A 25588-nucleotide genomic window follows, 5' to 3' on the forward strand; every position below is an offset into this window, starting at 1 on the left:
GCATTACTGCATTACAAAGGAGCTAAAGAGAACCGCTTGGACCGGTAAATCCATTTCTGTGACATTCCAGAATTCTGCTGCTGCTCTAGCAGCCTCATTGGTAATCTTTTTGCCAGTAGACGTTTCTTTGGGGATGGCACCAATACGCTCTAGATTTTGCATATCCGCTGTGGCTGGCTGTTGCTGCAAGATATAGATTGCCGTTAACTGGGGAGCAATAATGGAATTAATCACCAAGGCCACTTCGCGAGCCATCATTGTTTTACCTTCTACCGTTGCTAATTCTTGCATTTGACGGGAAGACAAAACCGTAATGATCTTGTCGCGGATCACGGGCATGAACTGCTTCACTTTGCCTTCTGTAGAAGAATCTGCAGTGCGTAAGACAATTTTGGTTTGTAAATAATGCTCACCGCCACGCCCTGGCAAATTAACAATCATTTCATCTAAAGCGATGTAGATGGAAGGTGCGTTTTGCTTACGATCGGTCAGTTGCTTTTTGAGGATATTTTCTGGTTTATTGGCTTCTGCTTCGGCAGCTTTTTTCTCAGCCTCTGACTTTTGCATGTACATATAGCCACCAACACCACCAGCGATCAGAACGACCAAAACACCTAAGATGATGAAGAGTTTTTTATTGCTTTTAGGGGGAGGGGGGGCCGCTGATTCCGCCGATGCGGGAGCCGCTGCCGCTGGGGCTGCACCCGCCTCTAGCGTGGGTTCAACTCGTTCTTCGTCAGCCATTGCCGATCCTCATAGATAACTGTATTAAGCATACAGGTGAATACCTGAAACACCACTCGCATTATCACTTAAGAATCTTGAGCTTGCGAGTCTTTCAGATAATAAACCAATCCCCATGGAGGATCTATCGGTAGAAGAACTAGGCTGGGCAAAACGGGCTTGATCAGACCCAAATTGCTGATTTTGTGCAAAACGACTATCCCCCTGTCGAAGATCAAGGGATAAATTGAGGCCCATTTGGGCAAACTCATTCTTTAGTTGCTGACCACCTTGATCCAAGCGTGCTTTAGCGGCATCGCTGGCACCTTCCACAATCAAATGCGCCCTACCCGATTGATCAATCCGTAAATCAATCCGAATGGTTCCTTGCTCAGGTGGCGTTAACTCCAACTGAATCCTGCCACCGCCTGATTTGGCTGCGCTCATGATTTCACTATGCAACGGTCCAGAAACAATAGAGGCCTCATTGAGGCTCATTGCAATCTGGGTGGGGGTGCTAACAGTAGTGCTTTGTGCCACTTGGGATGCGCTGAGCAAATTGCCACTGAAATCATCTCCAACAGACTTGTCTAATGGCTTCTCGGTTTTAATTAGAGCTTGCCCATCCAATAATGATTTGGCCAGTAGATTGTTACCGCTCACCAATGTATCGATATCTTCTACAGCAACGGCACTCTCGTCCAGAGACACCGACTCCATCGCCTTAGAACCCAAAAGAGTATTGTGCGTAAGGGTAAATTCTGTATCTAAATCAGCAGCTTGCTTCATCTTTAGCTCTTGGGCTAGGCTAGGCTCAACTGCGATCACACGCACGAGCTCTGATCCCGCCACCGGCGTATTCATCTGTTCTTGGGCCAATAATTGCTTCTGAAGGGCTTGATTGATGGTTTGATTCGCTGTTATCTGGTTTCTCTGTGCTTCAAGGGCCTGCAAGGTTTTTGCATCAATACTTGCCTTGGCACTTAATATGCCGACCTGTGCATCTTTATTTTGGGCGTTGAGGTTTCCTAACTGGGCGAGTAGTTTTTCAGCTAAATTTGCTTGTAACCCTGCAACCTGCTCTAAATTGCCAGCGGCTTGGGCTTTCTCAAGATCGCCCAATATGCTCTCAAAGCCTAAATTCTTAAGGTTCGTGCGCAAACTCTCGAGATCGAGCTTGCCAACCGATGCGGTCTCGCCCCAGTTACTTAAGAGCGAAGCAGCCTTTGCTTGATTTTGTTGATTTAATTGCTCCAGGGCCGCCATGATTTTGGCAATCGCTGGATCGGAACGAGCACCTGAATCGGCAATATTTGCAGGATTTTGAGTGCTTTGTTCTTGTTTATGCAATATTTGCACCTCAGGATCGGTCTTGGAATCCTTTACTTCTGGTGCTTTCTTACCCTTTAGGCGGTTATCGGTAGCCGTCTCTTCTTGGACCTGCATGCGTAAATTCGTGGCTTGGTTAAGCTCATTGAGGAAGTCCTCAAGCCCACCAGCATTGGAGGGTAGCTTATCTTTGGACGCAAACGGCTCCCGGCCAGCTTGTAGCTGGCTTACCTGGTGCTTAGACGGTACAGCGTTTGCAAAAGACATACGTTCTCCATAAAGGACATCCTTATCTAAGCATTTTCCGTGCCAGAATATCGATTAAGGCGTGCAATGTAGTTGTCTTCCATTTGGTTGAGTTCAGACCGCGCAAGCTTTCTGCGGGCCTCTAGGTGGGCTTTGGCGACCAATTTACCAAGTCCTTGTGAGCGCATCTTAGCTTGCATGGCTATTTTTAAGGCTTGCTCGGAACCAATGGATAAGCCCTTGATTTGATTACTTATTTCTGCAGAACTAAGCAGTAATTTCTCCCGAAAGGCGTTGGCATCCTGTATAAATGCCACCGAGGTACCGGTTTTGGCTCCCTCCATAATCTGATTCTCATAATCCTTGGCATAGTCCAAGACCTGTTTCTGAAAGCCTTGGGCTTGATTGACCTGCCCGGTCGCTCTGCGCGCATTGGCCATCGCCTGATCCTCCCGAATCTTGGCTAAACGGAGGAGTAGTTCAATGGGCTTCATATCCGTCGGATGTTCTGCATGGCAGGACTCGGAACATTAGGGCTGATCTCACTTGGAGCAATACTCTCGAGTTCTTGCAAGGTGCTCTCAAGCCCCACACTGAACTCCGAGTCTTGCTGCAAAAACTCTTTGATTTTGGGCCACGACTGAAGTGCAGCATCCAGTTCTGGATCGCTTCCCGCAACATAAGCGCCCATGGATACTAAGTCCCGTCCGCGCATATATCGGCTATAGAGTTGCTTTACGCGCCGTGCACTCATTAAATGTTCCCGACTCGATACCTTGGGCATAACCCGTGAGATGGACTTCTCAATATCAATGGCTGGATAGTGTCCGCTATCGGCTAACTCTCTGGATAAGAAAAAGTGGCCATCCAAAATTCCGCGGGCTGTATCGGCCACTGGATCATTCGTATCATCGCCTTCTAATAAGACGGTGTAAAACGCTGTGATCGATCCATTGGGATTTGCACCATTACCAACGCGCTCGACTAGTTCGGGCATGCGCGCAAAGACGCTTGGTGGATAGCCGCGCGCCACCGGTGCCTCACCTAAGCTCAGACCAATTTCGCGCAGAGCCATCGCGTAGCGCGTTAATGAATCTACAATCAAGACCACGTGTTTACCTTGATCCCGAAACCAAGTCGCCACATCGGTTGCATACGATGCCCCTTTTGAGCGGGCTAATGGTGAGGCGTCTGCTGGAGCTGCAACCACCACCGCCCGACCAAAAGATTCTGGGCCAAGCGTATCTTCACAAAACTCTCGCACTTCGCGACCGCGCTCACCGACAAGACCAATCACAATGACATCCGCAACACAATTACGCGCCAACATTCCCAATAAAACGCTTTTACCAACGCCCGATCCTGCAAAGATCCCAACGCGTTGACCACGCCCAACCGTTAGCAAACCATTAATCGCGCGGATACCCGTATCCAAGGGCTCATGAATCGGTGTGCGATCCAAGGGATTAATACTGCGTTGGATTTGAGCGATAAGCTTATTACTACCCGAGCCCTTGCCATCAATCGGTCGACCCAATCCATCGACCACCCTGCCCAATAACTCCTCGCCAATCGGTAAGGGCTCGATGACCGATTTGGTGATGTACCCCTTGCCATAATCAACCGGTGTTTTAGCAGGATAAACAAGAGCCCCCGGAGCGATACCTTCGACCGTATCGATTGGCATCAAATAGGTAATACCGCCATTAAAGCCAATACACTCGGCATCAAAACTTAAGTCACCCGCTTGAGAAACTATGGTTGCGCCAGAGCCAATACTCATTGGCAAGCCCTCGACCTCCAACACAATCCCCGAGACCCGTTTTAATTTACCCTCACGAATAGAGCGCGGAGCCTCTTTGAGTATCTCTCCTTGGAGATGTAACTGCGAGGCAAACTCAGTTAGCTGGAGGCTCATGGCTATCGCCCTCGATAGTTGGAGACTCGAGCGCAATCACTGAGTTCTGGTCTGGTGCTTTTGCGGGGCCTCCACTTAGACCAAGCGCAGAAAATACCAAAGCCTTGCGCGCTTCTTTACCCACATCAATCCGCGCTCCACCCACTTCCACATAAGCGTGACCCAGCTGCACATCAGCATCGACTAAAACCGAACAAGTAAATGGCAGGCCAGGATCTTCTACTATTTTTTTCCAGGTATCCACTTCTTCAGAGCGGATCCGCAAATACAAACTCTCACCAGGGCGGGGTAAACGCATCAGCGCTTCTTGCACCGCAGCTACAAATGGGGCTCGCTCCATCGACTCATTGGCAGAAAGTCGAGCGCCGATCTCAAAAGCAAGTTGGGTCAGTGGCTCCGAAATAGCTTGAGGGAAACCATCGAGCGTTAGCAATAACTCTTTCAGAGCATCATGTAAGCGATTGGTTTCGGTATGGGCATCAAGGTAGCCTTTTTGATAACCCTCTTCATAGCCTTTGGCCTGACCCTCTTTGTATCCACTCTCACGTCCTTCGATAAATCCTTGATTGGATCCAAGCTCATAAGCCTCGTGGTATGCACTAGCCCGAATCGCCTCGACCTCTTCGACCGTAGGATATTGAATGGGGGGATGTTTAGGGGGCTTTGGGGGCTTGGGAGGATCGAATGAGGGGATCTCCCACCGCAGTGGTAATGAGTCCTGATCAGAGGAAGGCATCGGCCGACTTACCTCGTTCCATAATCATGCGGCCTTCTTCAGCCAAGGCACGCGCGACACGGATGATTTCTTTTTGCATCTCTTCGACTTCCTGAATCTTGACCGGTGGTCGTGTTTCTAGATCCTCACGCACTCCATCGGCAGCACGCTTAGCCATGTTCTTAAAGAGCTTCTCACGCAATTTAGGACTTGCACCTTTGAGAGCAATAACCAAGGTATCGTTGGGCACCTCTAACAACATAGTTTGCAAGGAGCGATCCTCAATCTCCAAGAAGTCCTCAAAGACAAACATCTTCTCTTGAATCGCATCGGCCAACTCCGCGTCGTATCCCCGAATATTATCCAAAGCAGCTTTGTCGAGTCCGCCTGAGAGCATATTGAGAATCTCGGCGGTTGGCACAATACCACCAACCGTACTGCGACGGAAATCAGAATCAGGTCCAGCAGAACGTGACATCACTTCATTTAACTCCTTCAATGCAGCAGGTTGGACTTTCTCTAGGAGAGCCACCCGCAAGATCAGTTCATTTCTGAGCTCATCGGGGAATAATTTCAAGACCGAGGCTGCCTGAGCAGACTCCAAGAAGACCATCACCGTAGCAATAATCTGTGGATGCTCATTCTTGATCATCTCATAGAGAACATCGGATTCCATTCTCTTTAGGGTCTCAATTCCGGACATGTCGAGGGTGGACTCCAAACGTCCCAAGAGATCGGATGCACCCTCAGCACCCATGGCCTTGGTCAACATGTTTTGCATGAAGGAATCGGTGTCAAACGATACCTGTGCGTTATTGCCAGTCACCTCTTTAAACTCGCGCAGAACCTGCAAGACAAGATCGCGACTGAGCGAGCGCACCACGGCCATCTTGCCCGACAGGCGTTGCACTTCAAATGGGGTCATCTGCCGCAAGACATTCGCAGCCGACTCTGCGCCTACTGCTAACAAAATCACCGCAGCCTTTGATGCTCCATCGAGATCATCAAAGGTGATCGTGCCAGTTTGTTGAGCACCCTTGACGCCTTCTTTCAGGGCATCGGCAATCGAGAGGGTCTTCGGGGCGGCTTGTTCGTCAGGCATTGCCAATCACTCTCTTTGTCATTAAGCAGCTCCCCCAGAGGCTACATTTGCTTCATTGGTTTTGGCAGCATCATTTGCTAACCACTCTTTGAAGATGCCAGAGACCACCTTGGGGTTAGATTCCACATACTCAACTGCGTAGGCCAAGAGCTCATCGTATTCTGCTTTTTTCTCATCCTCAAGGCGTTTACGACTTTCTTCTTCCGCTTTTTTCTCAGCCTCAAGACGTGCGCGCTCTTCCTCTTCTTGAATGCGACGACGCTCGCGCTCTAGCTCAACCTCCATCCGGCGTTTCTCTCGAGCCGCCGGTGACATGGTCTCCATTTCGGCTTTGATCTTTTCATCAAATTCTTCTTCAATACGCTGCTCTTCCAAGGCTTGATCGACTTTCGGTGGAAATAAGAGTGGGCGTACTACCCCAAAGAACAAGATACCCAATGAGCCCAGAATGATGACGAACTTGAAGAACTCTTTACTAAGTTCGATAACTCCAGGCTGTTTATAAAAGGGTGGCTCATCACTAGCTTCGGCCTTAAACAAGATATTGGCAACACTCACACTATCGCCTCTTTTTTCATTAAAGCCAATAGCATCTTTTACTAAATTATTAATTTGCTCAATCTCTTTGGCGTTATAGGCTACTGGCTTCAGAGGCTTGCCATCCTTGTCCACGCCTCCCGGTTTGAAGTTAACGACCACACCTGCGGAGACGCGTCTGACCTTGCCCTTTTCCGCCTTAATCCTCTGAATCGCACGATCGAGTTCGTAATTAACGACATTGTCATTTCGATTATTGGTCACACCACTTCCTGTGTTACCGGGAGGTGCATTGAGATTTTGGGGATTATTGTTACCCGCTGCCTGCGTATTCAGTGGCGCCTGCCCACCACCAGGGGGTTGATTGGTGAGCGCACCGGGAACTCCAGATGCTGCAGAACTACCTGTCGAGCCTTGATTACTTTGTTGACTACGAATCGACGCCTGATTAGGTGGCGTATTACGCCCAAAGGTTTCTTCCATGCGCTCTAGTTCACCAAAATCCATATCGATGGTGACCTGCGCGCGCACATTTTCTTTACCGGCAACGGGTTCCAAAATCGCTTGTACCCGTTTGGATAATGCACCCTCGAGTTCGGCAACGTATTTGAGTTGGGTGCTATCTAAGCCCACCGAGCGTTGTGGATTGGGTGCTAATAAGCTTCCCTCAGAATCCACAATCGTGACGTTCGCTGGACCAAGATTAGGAACCGAGGAGCCCACTAAGTTAGCGATTGCAGCTACTTGCTGGTTATCTAAGAATCGACCGGGGTGCATGGTGACCACCACCGATGCAGTGGGCTTCTCTTGCTCGCGCATAAATGCCGTTTGCTTGGGAATGGCGAGCATCACGCGCGCTGATTTCACTTGACTCAAAGAACTAATGCTTCTCGCTAACTCTCCCTCAAGTCCGCGCTGGTAATTGACCTGCTCAACAAACTGGCTCGTCCCCATCTTTTGGTTTTCAAGGAGTTCAAAGCCGACATTACCGGATTTGGGGAGACCCTGACCCGCTAACTTGAGACGGGTTTCATACACCGAGGATTCTGGGACCAAGATAGCGGCGCCACCCTCGGTAAATTTATAGGGCACATTCATCTGCTGCAAGGCGGCAACAATCGCAGCACCATCGCGCTCATTAATGCTTGAGAACAAAACACGGAAATCGCTTTTGCGTCCTGAGAGGGATACAAAAATAATCGCTGCTAAAAAGAGAATCAGTGCGGCCGCAACAATTAAGCGCTGCTGAAGATTAAGCGCTGAGAACCGAAACATGAGTTCGCGCAATTTTGGGGGGGCTGATGATTTTGCAGGGGCACTTGCTGCCCGGGCTGCGATTGCTGCCATGGCTGGCGAAAGGGGTGCAGAAGCCGCACTGCCTGAGCCAATATTGACTACAGCAGCATCTTTACCATCTCCCTGCATTCCGGGTACGGCTTCATCGCTCAATGGCAGATTCCTAATTAAATCAATCAGTTACAAAAATACTAGTGGATGCAATCAGCGCGTCTCCAATAGCCTCATTTTTGTTTCATAAAACGGTCAAAAACAAGGCAAAACAACTATATACAGAATATTTTTATCATTAAACCACTAAATGTTGATATTCTATAACAAATATTGCCGATTTATAGGAAAATTTTGCCGATTTCGCCTCCCCATTTACCCGCAACCATGCCTAAACCGCTTGCCTCTGAGCCTAAGGATCCAGCCCCACAGTTGATGCCCAATCAGCTCGCAGAGGCTTTTGCCCTGTTTTATGAAGAATCCAAGAAGCTAGAGTCGCAACAGGCTGATTTACAAGAGAAAATTAATCAGCTCACCCAAGAGCTCTATGACTCAAACCACCGCTTGGGTATTTTGCTCAATGCTATTCCAGCTGGGGTTGTTCTTCTTGAACATAACCTGGTGTCTTTGCACAATCCATCGGCATTAAAGTTCTTGCCCAAGATTGTGATTGGTGAAGCACTGACCTTGCCGAGTGATTGGCAGGCGTCGATTGCACCGGGCGAGTACTTAATTGAAAGCCCCGCTGGAAGGCGCACGGTGCAATTGGTGCGCATCGATGAGGGAAGTCGCAGCATTGTGCAAATTCAAGACATCAGCGCCAACATTCATTTGCATCAACAGTCGCAGCAAGAAAATCGTCTAGCAGCCATGGGTAAAATGGCAGCTAGCATTGCGCATCAATTTCGCACGCCACTAGCAACTGCTCTGCTCTACTCTTCGCACCTGTGCGATGGCAAGATTGCTGTAGAAGAATCCAAAGAGTTTGCCGAGCGTCTACGTAAGCAACTGCTTGGCTTAGAAAAACTCTCGCAAGATATGTTGCGCTTTATTACCAATCGGCCCCGCAAGTCTGAACTGGTTCCCATTGCCAGCATTGTGCAAACGGCAGAGCAGGCTATTCGTCCGCTGTGTGAGAAAAAGGGAGTGCAACTGCTTTCTAAAATTGATCTCTCCAAAGACCAATTGGTAAATGTCGAGCAGCAAGCGATTGTGAATGCCCTCTTAGCAATTTTAGAAAATGCTCTAGAGGTCTCCGAGTCGGGTAAACAGATTTCTATTGAAGGCAGTAGCAATGCGCAACGCGTGACCATCGTCATCGAAGATCAAGGCCCTGGTATTCCGCAAGCAATGATTGACTCTTTATTTGAACCCTTCTCGACGGGACACTCCAATGGCACCGGTCTTGGATTAGCGATTGCAAAGAACGCCTTAGAGGCGCACCGTGGTTCAATCCATGCTGAGAACTATTCCAAGGGTGCGCGTTTTACGATTACCTTACCCTGCATGAACTCTTTATAGGACGAGCACACTAGCCCCATGATGACCCCCACCAATACTGACTTTCCTGTCATTCTGGTTGAAGACGATGAAGATTTGCGTGAGGCGATTGCGGTTACCTTACGCCTGAATCACATTGACTTTGTGACCCATCAACGCGCCGAGAGTGTTCTGCCACTTTTGCAACCTGGGCTCAAAACCGTTCTGATTACTGATTACCGTCTGCCTGGCATGAACGGTCTTGATCTGCTCAAAATAGCTCTCAAAGAAATCCCCGACCTGCCAGTCATTGTGATGACGGCGTTTGCCGATGCCAAGCTCGCGGTTGAAGCTCTGAAAGCCGGTGCGCGTGATTTTCTAATTAAGCCCTTCGTGCCCGATCAACTAATCGAAATTATCTCGCGCTATCGACCACCCAATCTTCCCCATGAGACAAGTACTGCAATCCAAACCAGCGTAGCGTCACCTCCTAAATTAGTAGCGGATCAACAAAAACTGTCACCCGCCATCATTGCAGTAGACCCTGCCATGATTAATACACTGGCGCGTTGCGAGCGGGTTGCTAAAACCGATACGAGCGTTTTGATTACGGGCGGCTCAGGGGTTGGTAAAGAAATCATTGCGCACCACATTCATCTCACCTCCAAGCGTGCGAGCGGTCCTTACGTGGCTCTTAATTGCGCAGCGATCCCCGATACGCTCTTGGAGTCGATTCTTTTTGGTCATGAAAAAGGTTCCTTTACTGGCGCTACTAAATCGCAGTCGGGTAAGTTTGAGCAAGCCGATGGCGGCACATTATTTTTAGACGAGATTGGTGAGATGCCTGCATCCTTGCAAGCCAAACTTTTGCGGGTCTTGCAAGATAAGATGGTGGAGCGTTTGGGTTCGGCTGAACCAATTAAAGCCGACGTGCGCATCATTGCTGCCACCAATCGCAATCTGGAGGAACAGGTACAAGCCGGTCGCTTTCGAGAAGACCTCTACTTTCGCTTAGCCGTGTTTCCGATTCATATTCCAGAGCTCCATAAACGCGCTGGCGATATCTTGCCACTCGCCGATTTTTTCCTAAAACGCTATCGCCTCAATATTGGTCGCGATGATCTAGTCTTGGGCCCCAGTGCTCTGGAGATGCTCCCCCAGTACAACTGGCCAGGTAATGTTCGAGAACTGGAAAATATCATCCAACGCGCTGTGCTTCTCTGTGACGGTGATGAAATTGGGGCTGAGCACCTCGAGATCCATTCCCAAAAACCACCCAATGAGAGTGCCTCCTCACATTCTTTGAGGGAAAACCCGCAAAATGGCACAAATATTGCATCTAATTTAACAAGTACCCAAGGGTCTAGCGCTAACGATATGAACTCGGTGGAACGGGAGCATATCCTCAAGGTCTTAGCCCAAGTTGGCGGTAATCGCAGTAAGGCGGTGCAGATTTTAGGGATTTCAGAGCGAGCACTACGCTATAAGCTCAAATCCTATAAAGAGGCTGGTTTTGAGGTGGATAAGTAAAGTATTGATTTAATTAGAAAAGATCGTAATAATAGGGTTTATGGATACCAAGAATCTCGATTCAATGATGGCTAGGATGCAAGCAATGCAGGCGGCAATGGCCACCGGCTTGCCTGGTGCTCCTGCCAACACTGACCCTAAAGCGGGTAACGGAGTCGATTTCCAGAACATTTTGAAGAACGCGATTGAGAATGTCAGCAATGCCTCAAACGTGGCCCAAGCCAAGGCACAGGCATTTTCTGCCGGCAATTCTGACACTTCCTTGGAAGAAGTCATTATTTCTCTACAAAAAGCCAACCTCTCTCTGCAAGGCATGATTGCGGTTCGTAACCGCTTAGTCGATGCCTACAAAGAAGTCACCAGCCTGCAGGTTTAAATCTAAACCCCCTAACGTTTTAGGAAGTTGCTCTTTATCCTTGGTTTAATTAACCCAAGGTTGCGATCATCTCAATTTTTGGCGCAACTGTTCTAACCAACTTCTCAACACCATGCCCTGGATTTGACCTTTTTTGGGAAACAAGTAATCCTAATTTCTCCAAGAGTCCAATATCCTTGGTAACGGCGGAACGTTCGCGATGTAATTTGACTGTCAGTTGAGTAATTGTCTTGGGTTCATCCATGACCTCCAGCATCAAGCGTCTGCGCGCTTCTGAAAGAACCATGAACATCTCTTGAGGGTCTTCAAATGAGAAAGTGGCTGATTTTTTAAATGACTCGCCGCGGTCGGCTTTTTGTGCAGCCTTTCGAGCACGATCAAAAAAGCTCTCAACCTTATCAGTACGAATAATTACTTTTGCCATTTCTTCCCCTTTTTTAATCCTTTAACGATTATCTGCCATTCTTCTTGAAACCGCTCCAAGGTTTGTTCATAACTCACAAACTCCACTGGGGCAACTTTTCCCATATAGTGCCTGTGGTGGTAATCGTGTGCATTATCAAACCCAAGCACTCGCCCGTTATCTTTTTGGCAAATTAATCGATTGATATATGCCAAGTTGTACCTTGTTACCACTGTCTTACCATCCTTCACATAACCCCAAACCTCAAAACTAAGAAGTCCACCACCATTACTTGCCTTTAGATGAAAAGTTTCTCTCTCCAGCTGAGTTTCAACCTTGGGCATTGATTTTTTATTCATTAACTAAAGTGTAACAGATGTGCAATCTAATTGCATACCTGAATTCAGGAAAAGTTAAAGCCTTTTCATATTGGACATATTTCTAAATCTAGCTTGGATTCAGGCCAAAACAGGCGTTGCGCCTAATGGAGTAAATGAAGCCTGATCAATTAGCCTTAGGCGGCTCCGGCACAGTCTTGCCATCAATCTCATAGGCCCATGCTAGCACTTCTGCAACGGCAGCATACAAATCGGGGGGCACAACATCATTGAGTTTGAGTTGCATTAAGAACTCCACAAGCTCTGGCTCATTACGCGTTGGTATACCAAACTCTTTAGCCTTCGCTAGGATTGCTTCAGCCACATAGCCCTCACCTTGACCGGTAACTCGTGGGGCTGCGCCGTTAAGCTCATACTTGAGAGCAACAGCCTTGAGTACTTTATTGGGGCTATTGGGTGTCATGGTGCGACCCCATCACTGATGGCTACATGCGTTTCTACTTTAACGTGTTGACTGATTTGATCTTGTAGATCCGTTAACCGTTCTGTGAGAATCGATTTGGTTTGGGCTGAGGTCTCAATCGTGAGATTAACGCTCTCACCAAACTGAGTACCAACCACTTTTAACTTACCCAAATGAGGTAGTTCAACTTCCATGGTGATGCGTGCACCCTTCATCACTTGGCCAGGATCTTCTGTACTTTGCTGCCACGCATCCTCACGCTTAAATACAACATAGAGATTCGGTAAGAGTAATCCTTGCCAAGCAAGATCGCCCCGCAGCAGTAACTTGACCGCATCGCGTACTTGCGGTGTATCTGCATTTAATTGCGCGAGGAGCGTACTTGCCTGTTGGCTAACATTACCATCAACATGAGGCTCGGCCTCTTCTGCGATCGAGAGTGCTGCAGGCATTAAGAGTTTCTTAATCTGCTCACCGGCAAAGATGCCAGAGTTTTGTAGATTTTGATACAAGATGTTCATGGCAGCGCGTGGATCGCTTGCGAGCGGCACATTTTGATCACCTGATGGCCATGCCACCACTGCGGTATTGGTCTTGTTCTTTAAAGCCAGATTAGGATCAACATCATCCGCTTCCAAGATATTGGAGAGTAATTGCCCCAAGGCAGCGCTTCCCAAATTATCGAGTCGGCTAAGGCTTGGGGATACGGTTGATTTTGCATCTGCAATCACAGCTGCTGTAGCGGGGTCTAATTTAGTTTGGGACTTAGAGAGCTCTAGAAGTACTGCTTGATTAACCTCAGGCTCAGCCAATTGACTGCCCTTAAGCATGGCTGCTTGCATGGCATTGTGAAGGGTCACACTTGGATTGGCATCATTGACCGGCAAGGTCATATTGAGCGCTACACGAGGATCAATTGCTTTGAGGTTTTCAACGACGGATGGGGCAGCAGGTGGATTCACCAAATCATTGCGGTGAAACTCCACAATTGGGTTTGCTGGTATGCCAGTGGTCGGTATCTGTATTGCCACCCTAACCCCCTAATCAATCCGTAACTCCCTGCGCACTCGGTCAAACTGGCGCATACCTCTATATTACGGCTAAATTAGCCATTTAGGTAATGCCAATCAGAAAGCATTGTTCACCAAGCCTGAGGACCCTAGGCCTTAAAGCCCAGACAACAAGGTAGAGTCTTTAATAAGCCGCAGCAACTCGTGCGGGATTACTGGAGCTTACGGTCTGCAAAACCGGTACAGGCTCTTTAGGAGCTAGGTTCACCCAAGCTTCATAGAGGGGGGTTAGAACATCTAATACTTCTTGGATCTTCTCGGGTGACTTGGTCACTCGAGCACTGATGATCTCGCGTAGGGACCACTCATAAATGGCGCCGAGGCTTTGGGCAATATCGCCGCCCTCTTTGTAATCAATACAGGCTACCAAGCCCTGTTGAATCAGGTCATGTGCTTTGGTAAAAGACTCAATTCCATAGCGGCCATTCTCGAGCTCTTTCTTGCCGATCTTGAGGTGATCAAATAGGCGCTCATAGACCAACACAATCAACTGAGAGGAATTAGCAGAAACAACTCCGGTTTCAATACTATTGGCTGCGTACGCAAGAGCAGATTTTGAGCCCATGATGATTCCTTATTAATTAGTTATTTTTCTGACTATTGGTTAAAGCATCCAGTGCGCTTGTCAGCGAGTTACTGGTGGAGCTGAGCTGGAAAAGTAAGGCGTTCAATGCTGAGTATTGAGAAATCAAATTATTTTGAATGGAGTTCAAACGAATCTGTAAATTATCTTTACGTTTCGTAAGGTCTTGCATTGCAGTTGTTTCAGAAGTAATTTGACTACTCAAAGCCCCGCCTGCCTTCACTTGTGAAGTTAAGAACGTATTGAGATTACTCGTGCTACTCACATAGCCCATGGTCACTCCCAAGGCCAAGGTGTCCCGCAGACCTGCAGCACTTGCCGTTGTAAACGAAGCAGAATTAAATTTAGCAGTGCCATCCAATTGCAGATCAATCCCTAAGGTACTTAAGCTCATGGTCGTTAAGGTGCCATTGGAGGTGTATGAGATTCCCTTAGCAAAACTATCTTTAATCTGATTAATAAACGATAAGGTAGAGGGTGAATTTGCAAAATTACCAGGCTTATCCGAATTCGCACTATTGGCAGTCATAGACTTATGGGTGCTCATCACATCGTTATAAGCCGCAATCAATGTATTAATTGCTTCACTAGAAATATCAGCACCCTTGGTTACACTAATTGTTTGAGCCGTTACTGAGGCTTTATTCAAGCTCAGAGTAAGGCCATCAATCACATCCGTCACCGTATTACTAGTGCGGGAGAAGGTGGTGCCATTAACAATAAATGAGGCGTTGGCAGCCGCAGCAACTGGTGTATTTGTTAGTGCAGGTGTGGCTCCGGTTAAGCCGGTAAGCCCTGTAAAGCTAATAGCATTTGTAGTGCCGGTTTGCGTTCCTTGGATCATTAGGGCCCAATTGGAACTTCCAGTGGTCTCTACCACGCTAGCACTCACATTCACTCCTAAACCATTAATCCAGTTCTTGAGATCCGTAATACTTGGGCTAGCACCCAGGACAGTAACCGCATTAGCTGTCACGACCCCACTCACGGTTTTATTACCATTGGTGTTGTAGGTAGTGCCTGCCACGGTAATAGCAAAACCGTTCGTCGCATCCACCGTAGCAGAGGCGGTACTGGAGGTATAACCACTCACGGTATTGCGGGTAGCCGTTGCTAGACTATTCACCGTTACCGAATGGTTGCCCTTGATGGCTCCATTACTAGCGGTAGCAGATATCACTGTTGAGTCGGAACTGCTCGCTGCAGAATTATTAAAGGTAGAAGGCGTCTGAAATACAGTCAGCGCATCTTGAAAGGTAGCTACTTTACTTTTAATCGTTCCCAGATCACTAATGACGAGCTTCTTTTGCTCGATCTGAGATTTAATCTTATCTAGCGGTTTATTCTCAACCGTCATCAACTGCTCAACGATTGTAGCCACATCAATGGAAGACGTGCCGACCGAGGAATTTGAACTAGTTGAGGAAACAGCCATTTTAGGGTTCGCTATTTAAAAAGATAAATATCAATACAAGGGGGTACTGATACTGATCTTATGCAAATTACGTGCCAATCTTGTTAATTGGCACGTAATATTTAGGCTCTTTGACTAACCAATACGTTATTTAAGCGCTCAAAGTCCCGAGCGATCTTGAGGAGCTCTTCAGATGGTAACTGGCGAACCAGTTCACCGGTGCTGGGGTTAACTACCCGAACCACGTGATAACCCGATATTTCGTCCACTGAAAAACTCAAGTTACGGCCCATCGACTGCACAAATTGCTGGATATCGGCTGCAGCTTTTGCCACCACCTCACGCGAGGGCTGACTCGTCGCATCTATATTAGATGGCTTAATCACCGTATTAGCGACGAGTGCGACCACCTCGGCATCGGTCCGAACTGGTTGCTGAACAACGGGCTGTGGTACTGCTCCGCCGGATTGCATTGCTCCAGAGCTAGTAGCCGAATTACTTACGTTAACTGTGCTCATTTTTCTCTCCTATTACTATCGACTAAAGCCTAGGGTGAATACATTCACCTTAGGCTTTAACGCATCCCTTCTAAATTACTTCAACAATGACAAGATCACGTTGGGCATCTGGTTCGCTTGCGCCAACATCGCGGTTGCAGCCTGCTGCATGATCTGACCCTTGGTTAAGCGGGCAGTTTCTGCAGCAAAGTCGGTATCAATAATGCTAGAACGTGAGTTCTGCAAGTTGGTACTCTGAGTTTGCAAGTTGGTAGAAACGTAGCTTAAGCGATTCATCTGTGAGCCATACGTAGCACGCTTTGTAGAAATAAACTCAAGAGCGTTATCTACAGCCGCTGCAGCGTTCTTAAATGCTGTCTGCCATGTCTCAATTGTGTCATTTATACCAAGTGCAGCCAGGTTACCTGCACCAGCAGTTGAAATACGACGACCCAAAGTAGTCATTTCAGACGATGAACCAGCGTAAGTACCAGTAGTACCTGTTTGCACGTTCAAAGTATCGATCTGAATGAAAGCATCTGAATTAGCACCGCTCTGGAATTTCAAGGCTGAGTTTGCACCCTGTGAAACGATAACTTGACCAGCAGTATTGCCACCAAAGTTTGAGCCTGTTAACAAACCTGCTAACTGAGTTCCAGATTGGCCAGATTGGTTAGATTTCAGGTCAATCGCAATACCAAAAGATGAGAAATTCAATGTTTGTGTTGACTGCGCTGCACCAGTTGCCAAAGTCAAGGCTTGCTTTGTTGTAACACCATTTACTGTGCCATCCAAGAAGACCTGACCAGTAGTTCCAGTTGAGTTGCTCATGTTAGCAGCTACTAATGCAGCAAGAGTTATAGTAGATGTTGAAGAACCCAGTTGACCTGTAGCAGCAGTTAATACGTCACCTACTGTGTAGCCAGAACCGCCAGAAATTGAAACCGTACCAGCTGCAGCCCCCGTTACCGTTACAACCGCTTGGGCGCCTGTGCCAGTACCACCAGTCAACTTAATAGTGTAAGTTCCCGCTACAGCATTCGCAATGGTTGCAGCAGGGATTGAACCGCCGTTTTGAATACCATTAGTAGCACTTAAAGTATATGTACCAGCTGCAACACCAGACAAACGGATATCACTGATCTCTGTATTGCTACCAGCTACTGTCAGCGTATTGCGAACACCAACTTCAGCAAACTTAGCAGCCATGTTTGCGCCTGTTTGTGTAACACCAGTAGCAACAGTAGTTGCTAAGTTAATGTTGATGCCAAAATTACTGAAATTCAATGACTGGTTAACAGTTCTTGGATTTGTAGCATCACCAATTACATCGGCAACCGTAACAGTCTGAGATTGGGCATTTCCATTAAAAGAACCAGTTAATGTTAGCGCGTTACCAACGGCGCTAAGTGTATAAGTACCAGGGTTAATCTTTGAAAGAGCCGGGTCTAACGTAATTGCGAAAGTCGAATTAGTACCACCAGTTTGAAGAGTATCGCCTAAACCGGTCGATGCGTTTGCACCTCCAGTAGCGTAAAGACCAGTTTGTCCAGCACCCGTAAGTGTGACTGCCGTTGCTGTACTAGTCAATGAATTACCAACCTGAATATCAGAGTTCACCAAGTCGTTACTTGAACCGCTTGATAGTAAGTTAATACCATTAAAAGCCGTACGAGCAGCAGTTGTATTGATCTCAGTATTGAGGTCTTTCATTTCCTGAACAATGTTCAGCTTTTGGCTCGTTGACAAAGAACCGTCGTAACCTTGAGTAGCTAATTGCTTTAGGCGAAGAATCATGTCTTGCACCGTTGCCAATGAAGAATCAGCAACTTGCAATAAGTTGGTTGCATCGCTTAAGTTACGAATCGATTGGTTCGTACCGTTAATTTGAGATTGCATATTCTGCGAGATCGACAGGCCTGCTGCGTCGTCTTTGGCGCTATTAATGCGCAAGCCAGACGATAAGCGCTGTACGGACTGCGCAAGATTGTTTTGAGCACTTGAAAGGCTATTTTGGGCAAACAATGAAGCCAAGTTGGTATTTATAACTGTAGGCATTTTTTTCTCCTATTGAAACCGTTTAAGGACTAACCAACATGGTTTTCGCCCTGGTATGTGTATTAACGGCAGCCTTTGGCAGATTGTTTAGAACAATTTGGTTCTATTCCATAGGCTATGGCATGAATATCCATAACTTCATGTTTTTATTGATTTTTTATATAGTCCAGCGCTATGTTTTGCCCTGCTTTGACAGCAAAAATCTTTCCCATTAGCCAATCTATAGGTTGGGATGGGGGTGGTTTTAGCCTTTTAAGTGCCCAATTCGGGCTTTTTGGCCCGCTGCAAGGCTAAGAGTTCGCCGATGGCCGAAGACAATCTACGCTCCAAGGTGGTTTGATAGCGCATTAAAAGATCTGACTCGGCTACTGGCAGGCTTAGGGCTCGAAGCATCAAATCCTTAATTGCCTCATATTGAACTACAATTTCCTGAGTTTTTTGATAGCTTTCATATAGATCGAGAAATTCCTCTAGATACTCTTTAATAACATCTATATCTGTAATGGCATCTGGATCTACCTTTGGTGGCGACTCTACTATTTTGGGTTTCTGCCCGCGTGCAATGCGTCGCTCCTCTTGGTACCTTTCCAATTCATCCATTTCGGGCTTTGCTGCTTCTTTTTCCAAAAAAGCTTCGTATTCCTTACCCAGCAGGTAGCCCCTTAAGACCTCATCAAGCCTTCCTGGATGCCTTTCACCCATCTCATCAGCCATCTTGAGATCTTCACTGACTGCCACTAACTTTTCCATCCACTGACTGGTGTTATTTAGACCCACTACTGGATAGCTGTTAAGGTATTTAGTGAGGCACGGCAAGGCCCTTGCAAATTGGTGCTTATTCTCTATGGCACCATGCATTGAATCGATTTCAACGCAAATGGCTTCAAGCAATGGCAGGTCAAGGCGGCACGGCAAATGAATCTCTCCGCTCGTAATAAACTCTTTTGCCATTCCCATCGCCAGACCGGTAGCGCCAGGAATCTTTTCCAAAATCTTTTCGGGTTGCGACTCTAACTCCTTTGCCGCCAAAGAAAGCTTGACCTGTTCAAGGTCGTATAAGTAAGCTAATTTGGCTCGGCAAGTTGCAATTCGCTGGATTTGTAATTGCTCTAAAGGTGACTCTGGCTTGTAGTACTCAATGAGCTCCTTTGAATAGGAGTCCACTAAAGCCTTTTCGTTTGAATTACTAGGCGCCACGGAAGTAAGCCCATGAGAGGTTGCATTCTTGGAGGATCGAGCCTTACCCTGAAGGGTTTTTGGTCCGCCAGATCGTTTTGCCTGCTTCATACACCCTCCTTAGGACCCCTTAAAGTCACTTTTATAGAAAGTTTGCTGTTATAAAAATGCTAGTTCATTGAATTGATTACAAAAAATATAGTTCGTTTCGCAAAAACTAGGTTTTCCACCGAACACCCGCCCCGCTTTCGGGTGTGCCGATGAATTCAATGCCGGCCTCTTCCAAAACCTTCTGAACAGCATCCAAAGTTTTAACTTGCCCCGAAGGAATTCCATCAGAAGATTCCATCCTTACTACAGTTGTGTAAGCAACCCCTGAAAGCTCCGCCAACCTTGTGGCAGTCATTCCAACAAGCGCTCTGGCAGCTTTAATTTGACCACTTGTAATCAAAATAATTTCTTACTATAATAGGATATATTGTTCTATTAAAAGAACTTAATATTGTTTATAAAGGATAAAAAAATGCATATTAATCATGATTTTAGCGTAGATCGCACTAAATATATAGGTGGCAGCGATATTGGCGCCATTTTGGGCCTTTCTCGCTTTCGTTCTCCCTTAGAGGTATGGATGGAAAAGACCGGTAAAGAAGTAAAGAAGTTGGATTCCCTGCCGCTGCGCTTTGGCTCTTTTGCCGAAGAGTTTGTTGCATCAGAATACTCCCGCGCGACTGGTTTTGATCTGATTCATGACGAATCCATTCACATCCATCCTGATTACTCTTTTATGAGTGCTCATATTGACCGCTACGTTTTAGAACATGACTCCCCCACTCCAAGGCGAATTTTGGAATGCAAAACAGCCAATCCCTTTGCATCATCCGATTGGGGAGAGGCGGGGTCCGATGAAGTGCCGCTCAGCTATCTCTGCCAATCGATTTGGTACATGGCCATTACTAACATTGATAAAGTCGATCTTGCTGTCCTTTTTGGTAATAGCGACTTTCGGATTTACGAAATTACGCGAGACCTAGAGTTGGAAAGCACCGTCTTGCAAAAGGCGAATCTATTTTGGAGTGAGTGTGTCGCAAAAGATATTCCTCCTCCAGCCCAAAGCGAGGCCGACTGCCAAGCTCTATTTAGTAAGGGTGATCCAGCAAAGACTATAGAAGCTAAAACAGAAACATGGGCTCTAGCTCAGCGACTGCAATTACTCCATAACGAGATCGACATGCGAGAAGAAGAGATCTCCACAATTAAGCAAAGCATCATGAGCCAAATGGGTGAGGCTGAGACTCTCACCTATGAAGGCAAAGTCCTTGCCACCTGGAAGGCACCCAAACCCTCTTTTCGCTTAGATAGCAAACGATTAGAGCTTGATCATCCGGAGATTGCGACTAACTATAAGACCGCTGTGCAAAACAGCAGGCGCTTAGTCATCAAGCATGCCAACTAATTCCTTATTAGGAGATCCATCATGAAAAACTCTTTCGAGAAAACAGCAACATCGAATAAACGCGCCCAGGCTTTAAAAAGGATTTTGGAAAAGCAAAATGGTGTTGATGCTGTGGATGACAAATCCTTACTGCCGACCATACAAAGTATCCAAGAGGATCTGATTGCTGGCGCAGCACAAACCGTTGAGCCAATAGGGAATACCAAAGTCATTCTTTTTAATACTGAGGAGAACCATCAGGATGCAGGTGGTGGGGTGAATATTACACAATCATCCCTTCCCCAATCGATTGAGCTCTTTCATGGCCTAATTAAAAAGGAATTAACTAAAGCGGCTACTGGGCTCGGTGTTGATGAGGCAGAACTTAAAGCGTGGGTCGATTTACAAATTGACGTGCCTGCTAAAACAATTTTGACCCTATTCCGCATGATGCAAAACCTGTACTTAGATCCCCTATTAGAAGAAATTAGCTTAGCGCAATATGAAGATGGTCAGTGGCACGTTTTCATCACGATTGAAGGGTGTGCAAAACTTCTTAACCAACACCCGCAATTTAATGGCCTCTTATTTAATCAAGCAAATACTCTGATTGATGGTGTACCCGAATGGATTGAATGCTCGATCTATCGCAAGGATCGTGAAGTGCCAACTACAGTGCGGGAATACTATATTGAAGTGAAGGGTGAAACGGCGATCTGGCAAAAGATGCCTAGACGAATTCTGCGCCACAGAGCACTGCAACAATGTGTCAGGTTGGCGATCACTTAATCCTTAGGTAAGTAACGTACAACCCAGTTGCTGACTGAACACACTGCAAAGAACGATGATTGAAAAACATCAAAGCAAATTACATCTGTGTCAGCCTATCCATTCGCGTTCTTTTAGCCTCAAGTACTCTGAGCGTTATGCATTTTTTAAGCCATCTAGGGCACTTGTGAGACTTTGACTAGTCGAATTGAGCTGAAATAAGAGTTTATTAAGATTAGAGTATTGAGCGATATAGCCCGCCTGTATCTTATTAAGCCTTTCTTCCAATCGATCCTTTTCTTTATTAAGACTGGAAAGTGATTCTGCGCCTGAGGAGGTTTGATTGGTGAGCACCCCAATGGAGCTCATTTGAGACTTTAATAGATCGGCAAGATTATCGGTACTGCTGGAGTAGCCAATGCGTAAGCCACTAAGTAGCTTGTCGCGCAGGCCTTGGGATTTTGCTGATGCTAGGCTAGTAGCGCTGTATGAAAGAGTTCCATCTAACTGATAATCCAAACCAAGCGATGAGAGGCTCATGGTGTATGGGCGTCCTGCGGAATCGGTCTTACCGATATTGTAGGTAGCGCCATCGGCAACCTTGCGTTTGATATCCGAAATAAATGAGAGGCTTGTTGGGCTATTGGCAAAGGTCCCGGGCTTATCAGAGTTTGCAGAATTCGCGTTCATCGTATTAGTTGCTTTGATGAGATCGTTATAGGCAGTCATAAAGCTCTTAATGCTGACTTCAGACTTATCTTCACCCAAGACAACGCTCACATTGGCAATGCCAGCATCACCAGTCAGCTGCAGCGTTAATCCAGAGATTACATCCCCAACCGTGTTGGTCGTTTTGGTATAGGACTTATCGTCAACAGTGAATGTGGCATCTTGTGCGGTTGTGAACTTATCAACCGTTAGACCTGTGCCCGCAATTACTAAAGCGATATTTGTGCTGGAGGCAATATTTGCTAATGAGGCAATTGAGTTTGCAGTCCCAGAATCAATTTGTGTAAATAGAACTTGATTGGTATTAACTACAGCGCCAGAGCTAAATCCCGATATTGCACCCGAATAGCTTCCATACGCAGTGCCAGATCCAGTACTTGCGCCATTGGCTAAATTCGCAAAGGCGCTTGCAATTTCTGCCGAGCTTGCAGCCCTACTTGCAGTGAAGCGAAGACCGCCAACGGTGACCGAATCACCCTGATTTAATCCGTGGGTCGGAAGCGCAAGAAGCGCAGTGGCTAGTGCATAGTCACCCCCTTCGGTAATCACGGGTGCAGCAAAATTGGTCGATGATCCAGAAGCAGGCGTAAACGAGTAAGCGATGTTTGGTGAAATATCAGTCAATAGCTGTGTTGAGGTAAAAGTTAATTGACTTCCATTAATCCCGGTGGTGTAGCCTGATACTGCGCCACTAAAGTTCGCATAATTGAGGGCGCTAACGACATTAGGATCAGTATTATTAGAAATAATCACAACGCCTGGCGAGGGAAGACTCAATTCTCGTCGAAGTAAGGTCGAGTTAGCAGCTACGTTGTATTCAACATAGAAGTTTCCAGTGTTAGCGGCGCGATCGTCATTCCATTTAGAGCTATAGGCGCTTCCATTAATCTCTGCGAAGTCTTCATTACTTCTATTATTTGGCTGACCTGAGGCCCAATTAGAATAACTAATAACTTGATTAGCCTCTGGTCCATCCGCCCATCGCCAAGTGCCCTCTAATGTCAAATCACTTCCCCCAATCCAATAATCTCTATTTCCTGCAGGTAGTTTTGCTGCAAGAAATGCCGTTTCCGCAGCGCTTGTGACATTACTCAAGTAACCCGTTAACGTACCGTTTACTGTTGTAATTTGATGAGTACTTGACTTTGCAATTGTTCTAGCATTGGTCCACGTTGCGACTGAAGTAACTGCCTTATAGTATGAAATCCCCCCTGTTACCGAATCCACACGCACCGATATATTAGATGGAACAATATGGACTGCGACCTTGCCAAGTCCATCAGGACTTTTAGCCTCCAGAGTTTTAAGAGCAGCACTCAGTTGTGCTGCCGTCCCTATAAACGCCATCTCGGTTACCAAACCATCATCCATTCCAGTTAAGCCTGTATATCCAGTTACTGCTCCAAGTGATGCGGTGGTGCTAGCGGCAATGCGGATTAAGGTATTACCTGTGGTGGTAATAACCGCTTTCATGACCGTGGCATCGGTTGCACTCAGGTTTGTCTTTGCGGTATTCGCCCAATCGGCATTCGGTACGGATACCCATGCATTCGCTGTAACCTGACCTGCCGAGTCAATGGCATTTAGGATCTTGCTCGCAATCTCGGTAGCCGTCTCGGCTGATGTGGCTGCTAGAACTGTGTTTACTCGAAAGGAACCCAAGGCGCCAAAACTTAAATTAGTTTGGCCGTTGAGAGCACTCTGAAATAGAACCGTTGGCGGGTTTGCACCCGAATTACTTGTTCCGCTTGTAATAATTTGAATGGATGAAGAGTTTGTCGCCACATTATCAACATATTTGGTCATTGTTAAAACAGATCCCAAGCTTGTTAACTTATAGGTACCGTAGGCAGTTGGTAAAACCACGTTACTAATCTCAATCGTTGCTTGACCGGTTACTGCATCAGACCTATTACCATCCACCAAACTACTGACGATATTGGGTAACACACCATCACGCATGGTATTGAAGGCAGTCGCCGCTTGACTACTCGTTAAATCTTGTTTAGCAGTCATGGTAAGCCCAGCGATGGTGAGACTATCACCCGTCTTTAAATTTGAGAATGTAAAGAGCGCACTTTCAGTACGCTGGCGTTGCGTACTTGCAATGAGTGGCAGTGGATCACTGTTAACGGATGTAACGCTTGCATTGATCCCACTCACATTAATCACTGAGCCATTGCCAGTGCCTTGGGCTATCAGAAGGTCTCCGTTTAACTCAATGCTCGGTATTAGGTTGAGATTCGAAGTGCTAGAGAGATTTTCTATCCAAGTCTTGATGTCTTTTAACAAAATGGCGCCATTACTTCCTGTTCCAGTAATTGCGCTGACGTTCGCTCCTGCTCCACGCGTTTTATAGGTAATGCCATCGTGGGTTAACTGAAAGCCGTTGGTTGCATCCAGACTAAGTACATCGTTCTCGCTATCAAAGCCGCTGATCACCAAATCCGTTTGTAAGCCGGTAATACTAAAGTCGTAATTAGCACCTTCGTTATCACCGCTAATAAATAAGGTCCATTGGTTATTATCCATCTGAGCCAAGGTTGCGGATACTTGCGTGACCGAGCGCAAATCATTAATCCAATTTTTCAGTGACTCTGCGGTGGGGCTCGTCCCAATCGCAGTAATCGCATTTGCCGTTGTGGTTCCGTTCACAGTCTTGCTGCCATTACTGCTGTAGATGGTGCTTCCAACGGTCATCTGAAAACCATTGTTCGAAGTGGTTCGCAATAGATCAGTAGCACTTGCAAACCCCGTGATGTTGTAAAGCGATCGTTGTGCCACTTGGCTAACATTAACTACATAACTTCCAACGGATGCGGTGTTACTCGCGCTTACGTTAAGTACCTTGGTGTTATCGCTTGTTGCACTCGTATTGATATAGGTATTGGGGTTCTCAAATACCTTAACGGCATCGAGTAATGTCGCTGCCTTTGTCTTAATCGTCCCCAACTCGCTAATCACCAACTCCTTTGATGCAATCTTTTGATTGATGGCATCGAGCGGGCGGTTCTCAGCACTCATTAAACGCGAGACGATGTCAGCCACATCGACTGCTGCGGTCGATGTACCACTTCCAAATGCGGAACCAATGGATGAAATAGCCACGTTTTTTGAAATTCCTAATGCTGTTCGTCATGAAATGCTCTATTTTTTAAGAGCACTTCTCCATAACTGCTAACGGCTTAATTGAGACGGGGGCTTAATCGTCTTTTTTCAGGGGAAAATAGGGCTCTAAACCCTTTTACTTAGCAATTTCCCTAACAAAATCACCATCTTGTCGGCAATTATTGCCTAAGTTGTTTACATTTTGCCGGCATATGGGTATATTTAGGGCAAATTTTGCATTTATTGCTAGATTTAGTACTTTTTTTAGTTTTTTGGGTCTATTTATTGATTAATTTAAGGGTTA

Annotated in this window: 23 protein-coding genes; 5 read left to right on the forward strand and 18 right to left on the reverse strand. The window is 46.7% G+C overall.

Going from position 1 to position 25588, the window contains the following annotated elements:
• Positions 1 to 3: 3 nt before the first annotated feature.
• The 7 genes from NKE59_RS07285 to fliF are packed head-to-tail and all read right to left on the reverse strand — an operon-like array spanning position 4 to position 8019.
• Positions 4 to 744 carry a flagellar basal body-associated FliL family protein gene (locus NKE59_RS07285; protein WP_353438316.1) on the reverse strand — a complete coding sequence of 247 codons (741 nt, stop codon included), beginning with the start codon at positions 742 to 744 and terminating at the stop codon, positions 4 to 6.
• 24 nt (positions 745 to 768) lie between these two features.
• Positions 769 to 2319, reverse strand: coding sequence for a flagellar hook-length control protein FliK (locus NKE59_RS07290; protein ID WP_353438317.1), 1551 nt, complete (start codon positions 2317 to 2319; stop codon positions 769 to 771).
• Between the two features lie 26 nt (positions 2320 to 2345).
• On the reverse strand, positions 2346 to 2792 hold the full coding sequence (locus NKE59_RS07295) for a flagellar FliJ family protein (RefSeq protein ID WP_353438318.1): 447 nt from the start codon (positions 2790 to 2792) through the stop codon (positions 2346 to 2348).
• On the reverse strand, positions 2789 to 4216 hold the full coding sequence (locus NKE59_RS07300) for a FliI/YscN family ATPase (RefSeq protein WP_353438319.1): 1428 nt from the start codon (positions 4214 to 4216) through the stop codon (positions 2789 to 2791). The genes NKE59_RS07295 and NKE59_RS07300 overlap by 4 nt, the downstream gene beginning before the upstream one ends.
• Positions 4197 to 4952, reverse strand: a complete 756-nt coding sequence (locus tag NKE59_RS07305; protein WP_353438320.1) for a FliH/SctL family protein — start codon at positions 4950 to 4952, stop codon at positions 4197 to 4199. The genes NKE59_RS07300 and NKE59_RS07305 overlap by 20 nt, the downstream gene beginning before the upstream one ends.
• The gene (gene fliG, locus NKE59_RS07310; protein WP_353438321.1) at positions 4939 to 6033 is read right to left on the reverse strand and encodes a flagellar motor switch protein FliG; all 1095 of its coding nucleotides are present in this window, start codon (positions 6031 to 6033) and stop codon (positions 4939 to 4941) included. The genes NKE59_RS07305 and fliG overlap by 14 nt, the downstream gene beginning before the upstream one ends.
• A gap of 21 nt (positions 6034 to 6054) precedes the next feature.
• Complete coding sequence (gene fliF / locus NKE59_RS07315) at positions 6055 to 8019, reverse strand: flagellar basal-body MS-ring/collar protein FliF (RefSeq protein ID WP_353438322.1); 1965 nt, start codon at positions 8017 to 8019, stop codon at positions 6055 to 6057.
• Positions 8020 to 8244: 225 nt separating this feature from the next.
• Between fliF and NKE59_RS07320 the strand changes: the two genes are divergently transcribed.
• Genes NKE59_RS07320 through fliE form a run of 3 tightly spaced genes read left to right on the forward strand, consistent with a single transcriptional unit; the run spans position 8245 to position 11242 of the window.
• The gene (locus NKE59_RS07320; RefSeq protein ID WP_353438323.1) at positions 8245 to 9378 is read left to right on the forward strand and encodes a HAMP domain-containing sensor histidine kinase; all 1134 of its coding nucleotides are present in this window, start codon (positions 8245 to 8247) and stop codon (positions 9376 to 9378) included.
• 18 nt (positions 9379 to 9396) lie between these two features.
• Positions 9397 to 10866: a sigma-54 dependent transcriptional regulator gene (locus tag NKE59_RS07325; protein WP_353438324.1), complete on the forward strand. Its 1470-nt coding sequence runs from the start codon at positions 9397 to 9399 to the stop codon at positions 10864 to 10866.
• Positions 10867 to 10906: 40 nt separating this feature from the next.
• Positions 10907 to 11242, forward strand: coding sequence for a flagellar hook-basal body complex protein FliE (fliE, locus tag NKE59_RS07330; RefSeq protein WP_353438325.1), 336 nt, complete (start codon positions 10907 to 10909; stop codon positions 11240 to 11242).
• Positions 11243 to 11291: 49 nt separating this feature from the next.
• Here fliE and NKE59_RS07335 read toward each other — a convergent pair whose 3' ends face one another.
• The 10 genes from NKE59_RS07335 to NKE59_RS07380 form a co-directional block, all read right to left on the reverse strand.
• Positions 11292 to 11666, reverse strand: a complete 375-nt coding sequence (locus NKE59_RS07335; protein WP_353438326.1) for a MarR family transcriptional regulator — start codon at positions 11664 to 11666, stop codon at positions 11292 to 11294.
• On the reverse strand, positions 11654 to 12004 hold the full coding sequence (locus NKE59_RS07340; RefSeq protein ID WP_353438327.1) for a DUF6516 family protein: 351 nt from the start codon (positions 12002 to 12004) through the stop codon (positions 11654 to 11656). The genes NKE59_RS07335 and NKE59_RS07340 overlap by 13 nt, the downstream gene beginning before the upstream one ends.
• Positions 12005 to 12149: 145 nt before the next feature.
• Positions 12150 to 12446 carry an EscU/YscU/HrcU family type III secretion system export apparatus switch protein gene (locus tag NKE59_RS07345; protein WP_353438328.1) on the reverse strand — a complete coding sequence of 99 codons (297 nt, stop codon included), beginning with the start codon at positions 12444 to 12446 and terminating at the stop codon, positions 12150 to 12152.
• A complete protein-coding gene (locus NKE59_RS07350; RefSeq protein ID WP_353438329.1) occupies positions 12443 to 13477 on the reverse strand; it encodes a hypothetical protein in 1035 nt (344 codons plus the stop codon). Before NKE59_RS07350 ends, NKE59_RS07345 begins: the two co-directional genes overlap by 4 nt.
• A gap of 163 nt (positions 13478 to 13640) precedes the next feature.
• Positions 13641 to 14081 (reverse strand): flagellar export chaperone FliS, encoded by a 441-nt coding sequence (fliS, locus tag NKE59_RS07355; protein WP_353438330.1) that lies wholly within the window; start codon positions 14079 to 14081, stop codon positions 13641 to 13643.
• A gap of 16 nt (positions 14082 to 14097) precedes the next feature.
• On the reverse strand, positions 14098 to 15534 hold the full coding sequence (gene fliD / locus NKE59_RS07360; protein WP_353438331.1) for a flagellar filament capping protein FliD: 1437 nt from the start codon (positions 15532 to 15534) through the stop codon (positions 14098 to 14100).
• A 101-nt stretch (positions 15535 to 15635) separates the two neighbouring features.
• Complete coding sequence (locus NKE59_RS07365) at positions 15636 to 16031, reverse strand: flagellar protein FlaG (protein ID WP_353438332.1); 396 nt, start codon at positions 16029 to 16031, stop codon at positions 15636 to 15638.
• A 75-nt stretch (positions 16032 to 16106) separates the two neighbouring features.
• Positions 16107 to 18068: a flagellin gene (locus NKE59_RS07370; protein ID WP_353438333.1), complete on the reverse strand. Its 1962-nt coding sequence runs from the start codon at positions 18066 to 18068 to the stop codon at positions 16107 to 16109.
• A gap of 252 nt (positions 18069 to 18320) precedes the next feature.
• A complete protein-coding gene (locus NKE59_RS07375; RefSeq protein ID WP_353438334.1) occupies positions 18321 to 19355 on the reverse strand; it encodes a hypothetical protein in 1035 nt (344 codons plus the stop codon).
• Positions 19356 to 19461: 106 nt separating this feature from the next.
• Positions 19462 to 19695, reverse strand: a complete 234-nt coding sequence (locus NKE59_RS07380; protein ID WP_353438335.1) for a helix-turn-helix transcriptional regulator — start codon at positions 19693 to 19695, stop codon at positions 19462 to 19464.
• A 72-nt stretch (positions 19696 to 19767) separates the two neighbouring features.
• Here NKE59_RS07380 and NKE59_RS07385 point away from each other — a divergent pair, with 72 nt between their 5' ends.
• Both NKE59_RS07385 and NKE59_RS07390 read left to right on the forward strand, forming a co-directional pair.
• The gene (locus tag NKE59_RS07385; protein WP_353438336.1) at positions 19768 to 20700 is read left to right on the forward strand and encodes a lambda-exonuclease family protein; all 933 of its coding nucleotides are present in this window, start codon (positions 19768 to 19770) and stop codon (positions 20698 to 20700) included.
• Between the two features lie 21 nt (positions 20701 to 20721).
• Positions 20722 to 21468 (forward strand): hypothetical protein, encoded by a 747-nt coding sequence (locus NKE59_RS07390; protein WP_353438337.1) that lies wholly within the window; start codon positions 20722 to 20724, stop codon positions 21466 to 21468.
• Positions 21469 to 21603: 135 nt separating this feature from the next.
• Here NKE59_RS07390 and fliD (NKE59_RS07395) read toward each other — a convergent pair whose 3' ends face one another.
• Positions 21604 to 25284 (reverse strand): flagellar filament capping protein FliD, encoded by a 3681-nt coding sequence (gene fliD, locus NKE59_RS07395; protein WP_353438338.1) that lies wholly within the window; start codon positions 25282 to 25284, stop codon positions 21604 to 21606.
• Positions 25285 to 25588: the final 304 nt, after the last annotated feature.

This window comes from Polynucleobacter sp. UK-FUSCHL-C3, assembly GCF_040409815.1.
Classification (GTDB): Bacteria; Pseudomonadota; Gammaproteobacteria; order Burkholderiales; family Burkholderiaceae; genus Polynucleobacter.

Bases quoted from the DNA above. Each gene is read 5' to 3' on its own strand.
- NKE59_RS07340 (WP_353438327.1), bottom strand. From the start codon at position 12,004: ATGAATAAAAAATCAATGCCCAAGGTTGAAACTCAGCTGGAGAGAGAA.
- NKE59_RS07345 (WP_353438328.1), bottom strand. From the start codon at position 12,446: ATGACACCCAATAGCCCCAATAAAGTACTCAAGGCTGTTGCTCTCAAG.
- NKE59_RS07375 (WP_353438334.1), bottom strand. From the start codon at position 19,355: ATGAAGCAGGCAAAACGATCTGGCGGACCAAAAACCCTTCAGGGTAAG.
- NKE59_RS07370 (WP_353438333.1), bottom strand. From the start codon at position 18,068: ATGCCTACAGTTATAAATACCAACTTGGCTTCATTGTTTGCCCAAAAT.
- NKE59_RS07325 (WP_353438324.1), top strand. From the start codon at position 9,397: ATGATGACCCCCACCAATACTGACTTTCCTGTCATTCTGGTTGAAGAC.
- NKE59_RS07290 (WP_353438317.1), bottom strand. From the start codon at position 2,319: ATGTCTTTTGCAAACGCTGTACCGTCTAAGCACCAGGTAAGCCAGCTA.
- fliS (WP_353438330.1), bottom strand. From the start codon at position 14,081: ATGGGCTCAAAATCTGCTCTTGCGTACGCAGCCAATAGTATTGAAACC.
- NKE59_RS07390 (WP_353438337.1), top strand. From the start codon at position 20,722: ATGAAAAACTCTTTCGAGAAAACAGCAACATCGAATAAACGCGCCCAG.
- NKE59_RS07385 (WP_353438336.1), top strand. From the start codon at position 19,768: ATGCATATTAATCATGATTTTAGCGTAGATCGCACTAAATATATAGGT.
- NKE59_RS07285 (WP_353438316.1), bottom strand. From the start codon at position 744: ATGGCTGACGAAGAACGAGTTGAACCCACGCTAGAGGCGGGTGCAGCC.
- NKE59_RS07305 (WP_353438320.1), bottom strand. From the start codon at position 4,952: ATGCCTTCCTCTGATCAGGACTCATTACCACTGCGGTGGGAGATCCCC.
- fliG (WP_353438321.1), bottom strand. From the start codon at position 6,033: ATGCCTGACGAACAAGCCGCCCCGAAGACCCTCTCGATTGCCGATGCC.
- fliD (WP_353438331.1), bottom strand. From the start codon at position 15,534: ATGGCTGTTTCCTCAACTAGTTCAAATTCCTCGGTCGGCACGTCTTCC.
- fliE (WP_353438325.1), top strand. From the start codon at position 10,907: ATGGATACCAAGAATCTCGATTCAATGATGGCTAGGATGCAAGCAATG.
- NKE59_RS07335 (WP_353438326.1), bottom strand. From the start codon at position 11,666: ATGGCAAAAGTAATTATTCGTACTGATAAGGTTGAGAGCTTTTTTGAT.
- NKE59_RS07300 (WP_353438319.1), bottom strand. From the start codon at position 4,216: ATGAGCCTCCAGCTAACTGAGTTTGCCTCGCAGTTACATCTCCAAGGA.
- NKE59_RS07320 (WP_353438323.1), top strand. From the start codon at position 8,245: ATGCCTAAACCGCTTGCCTCTGAGCCTAAGGATCCAGCCCCACAGTTG.
- NKE59_RS07295 (WP_353438318.1), bottom strand. From the start codon at position 2,792: ATGAAGCCCATTGAACTACTCCTCCGTTTAGCCAAGATTCGGGAGGAT.
- NKE59_RS07365 (WP_353438332.1), bottom strand. From the start codon at position 16,031: ATGAGCACAGTTAACGTAAGTAATTCGGCTACTAGCTCTGGAGCAATG.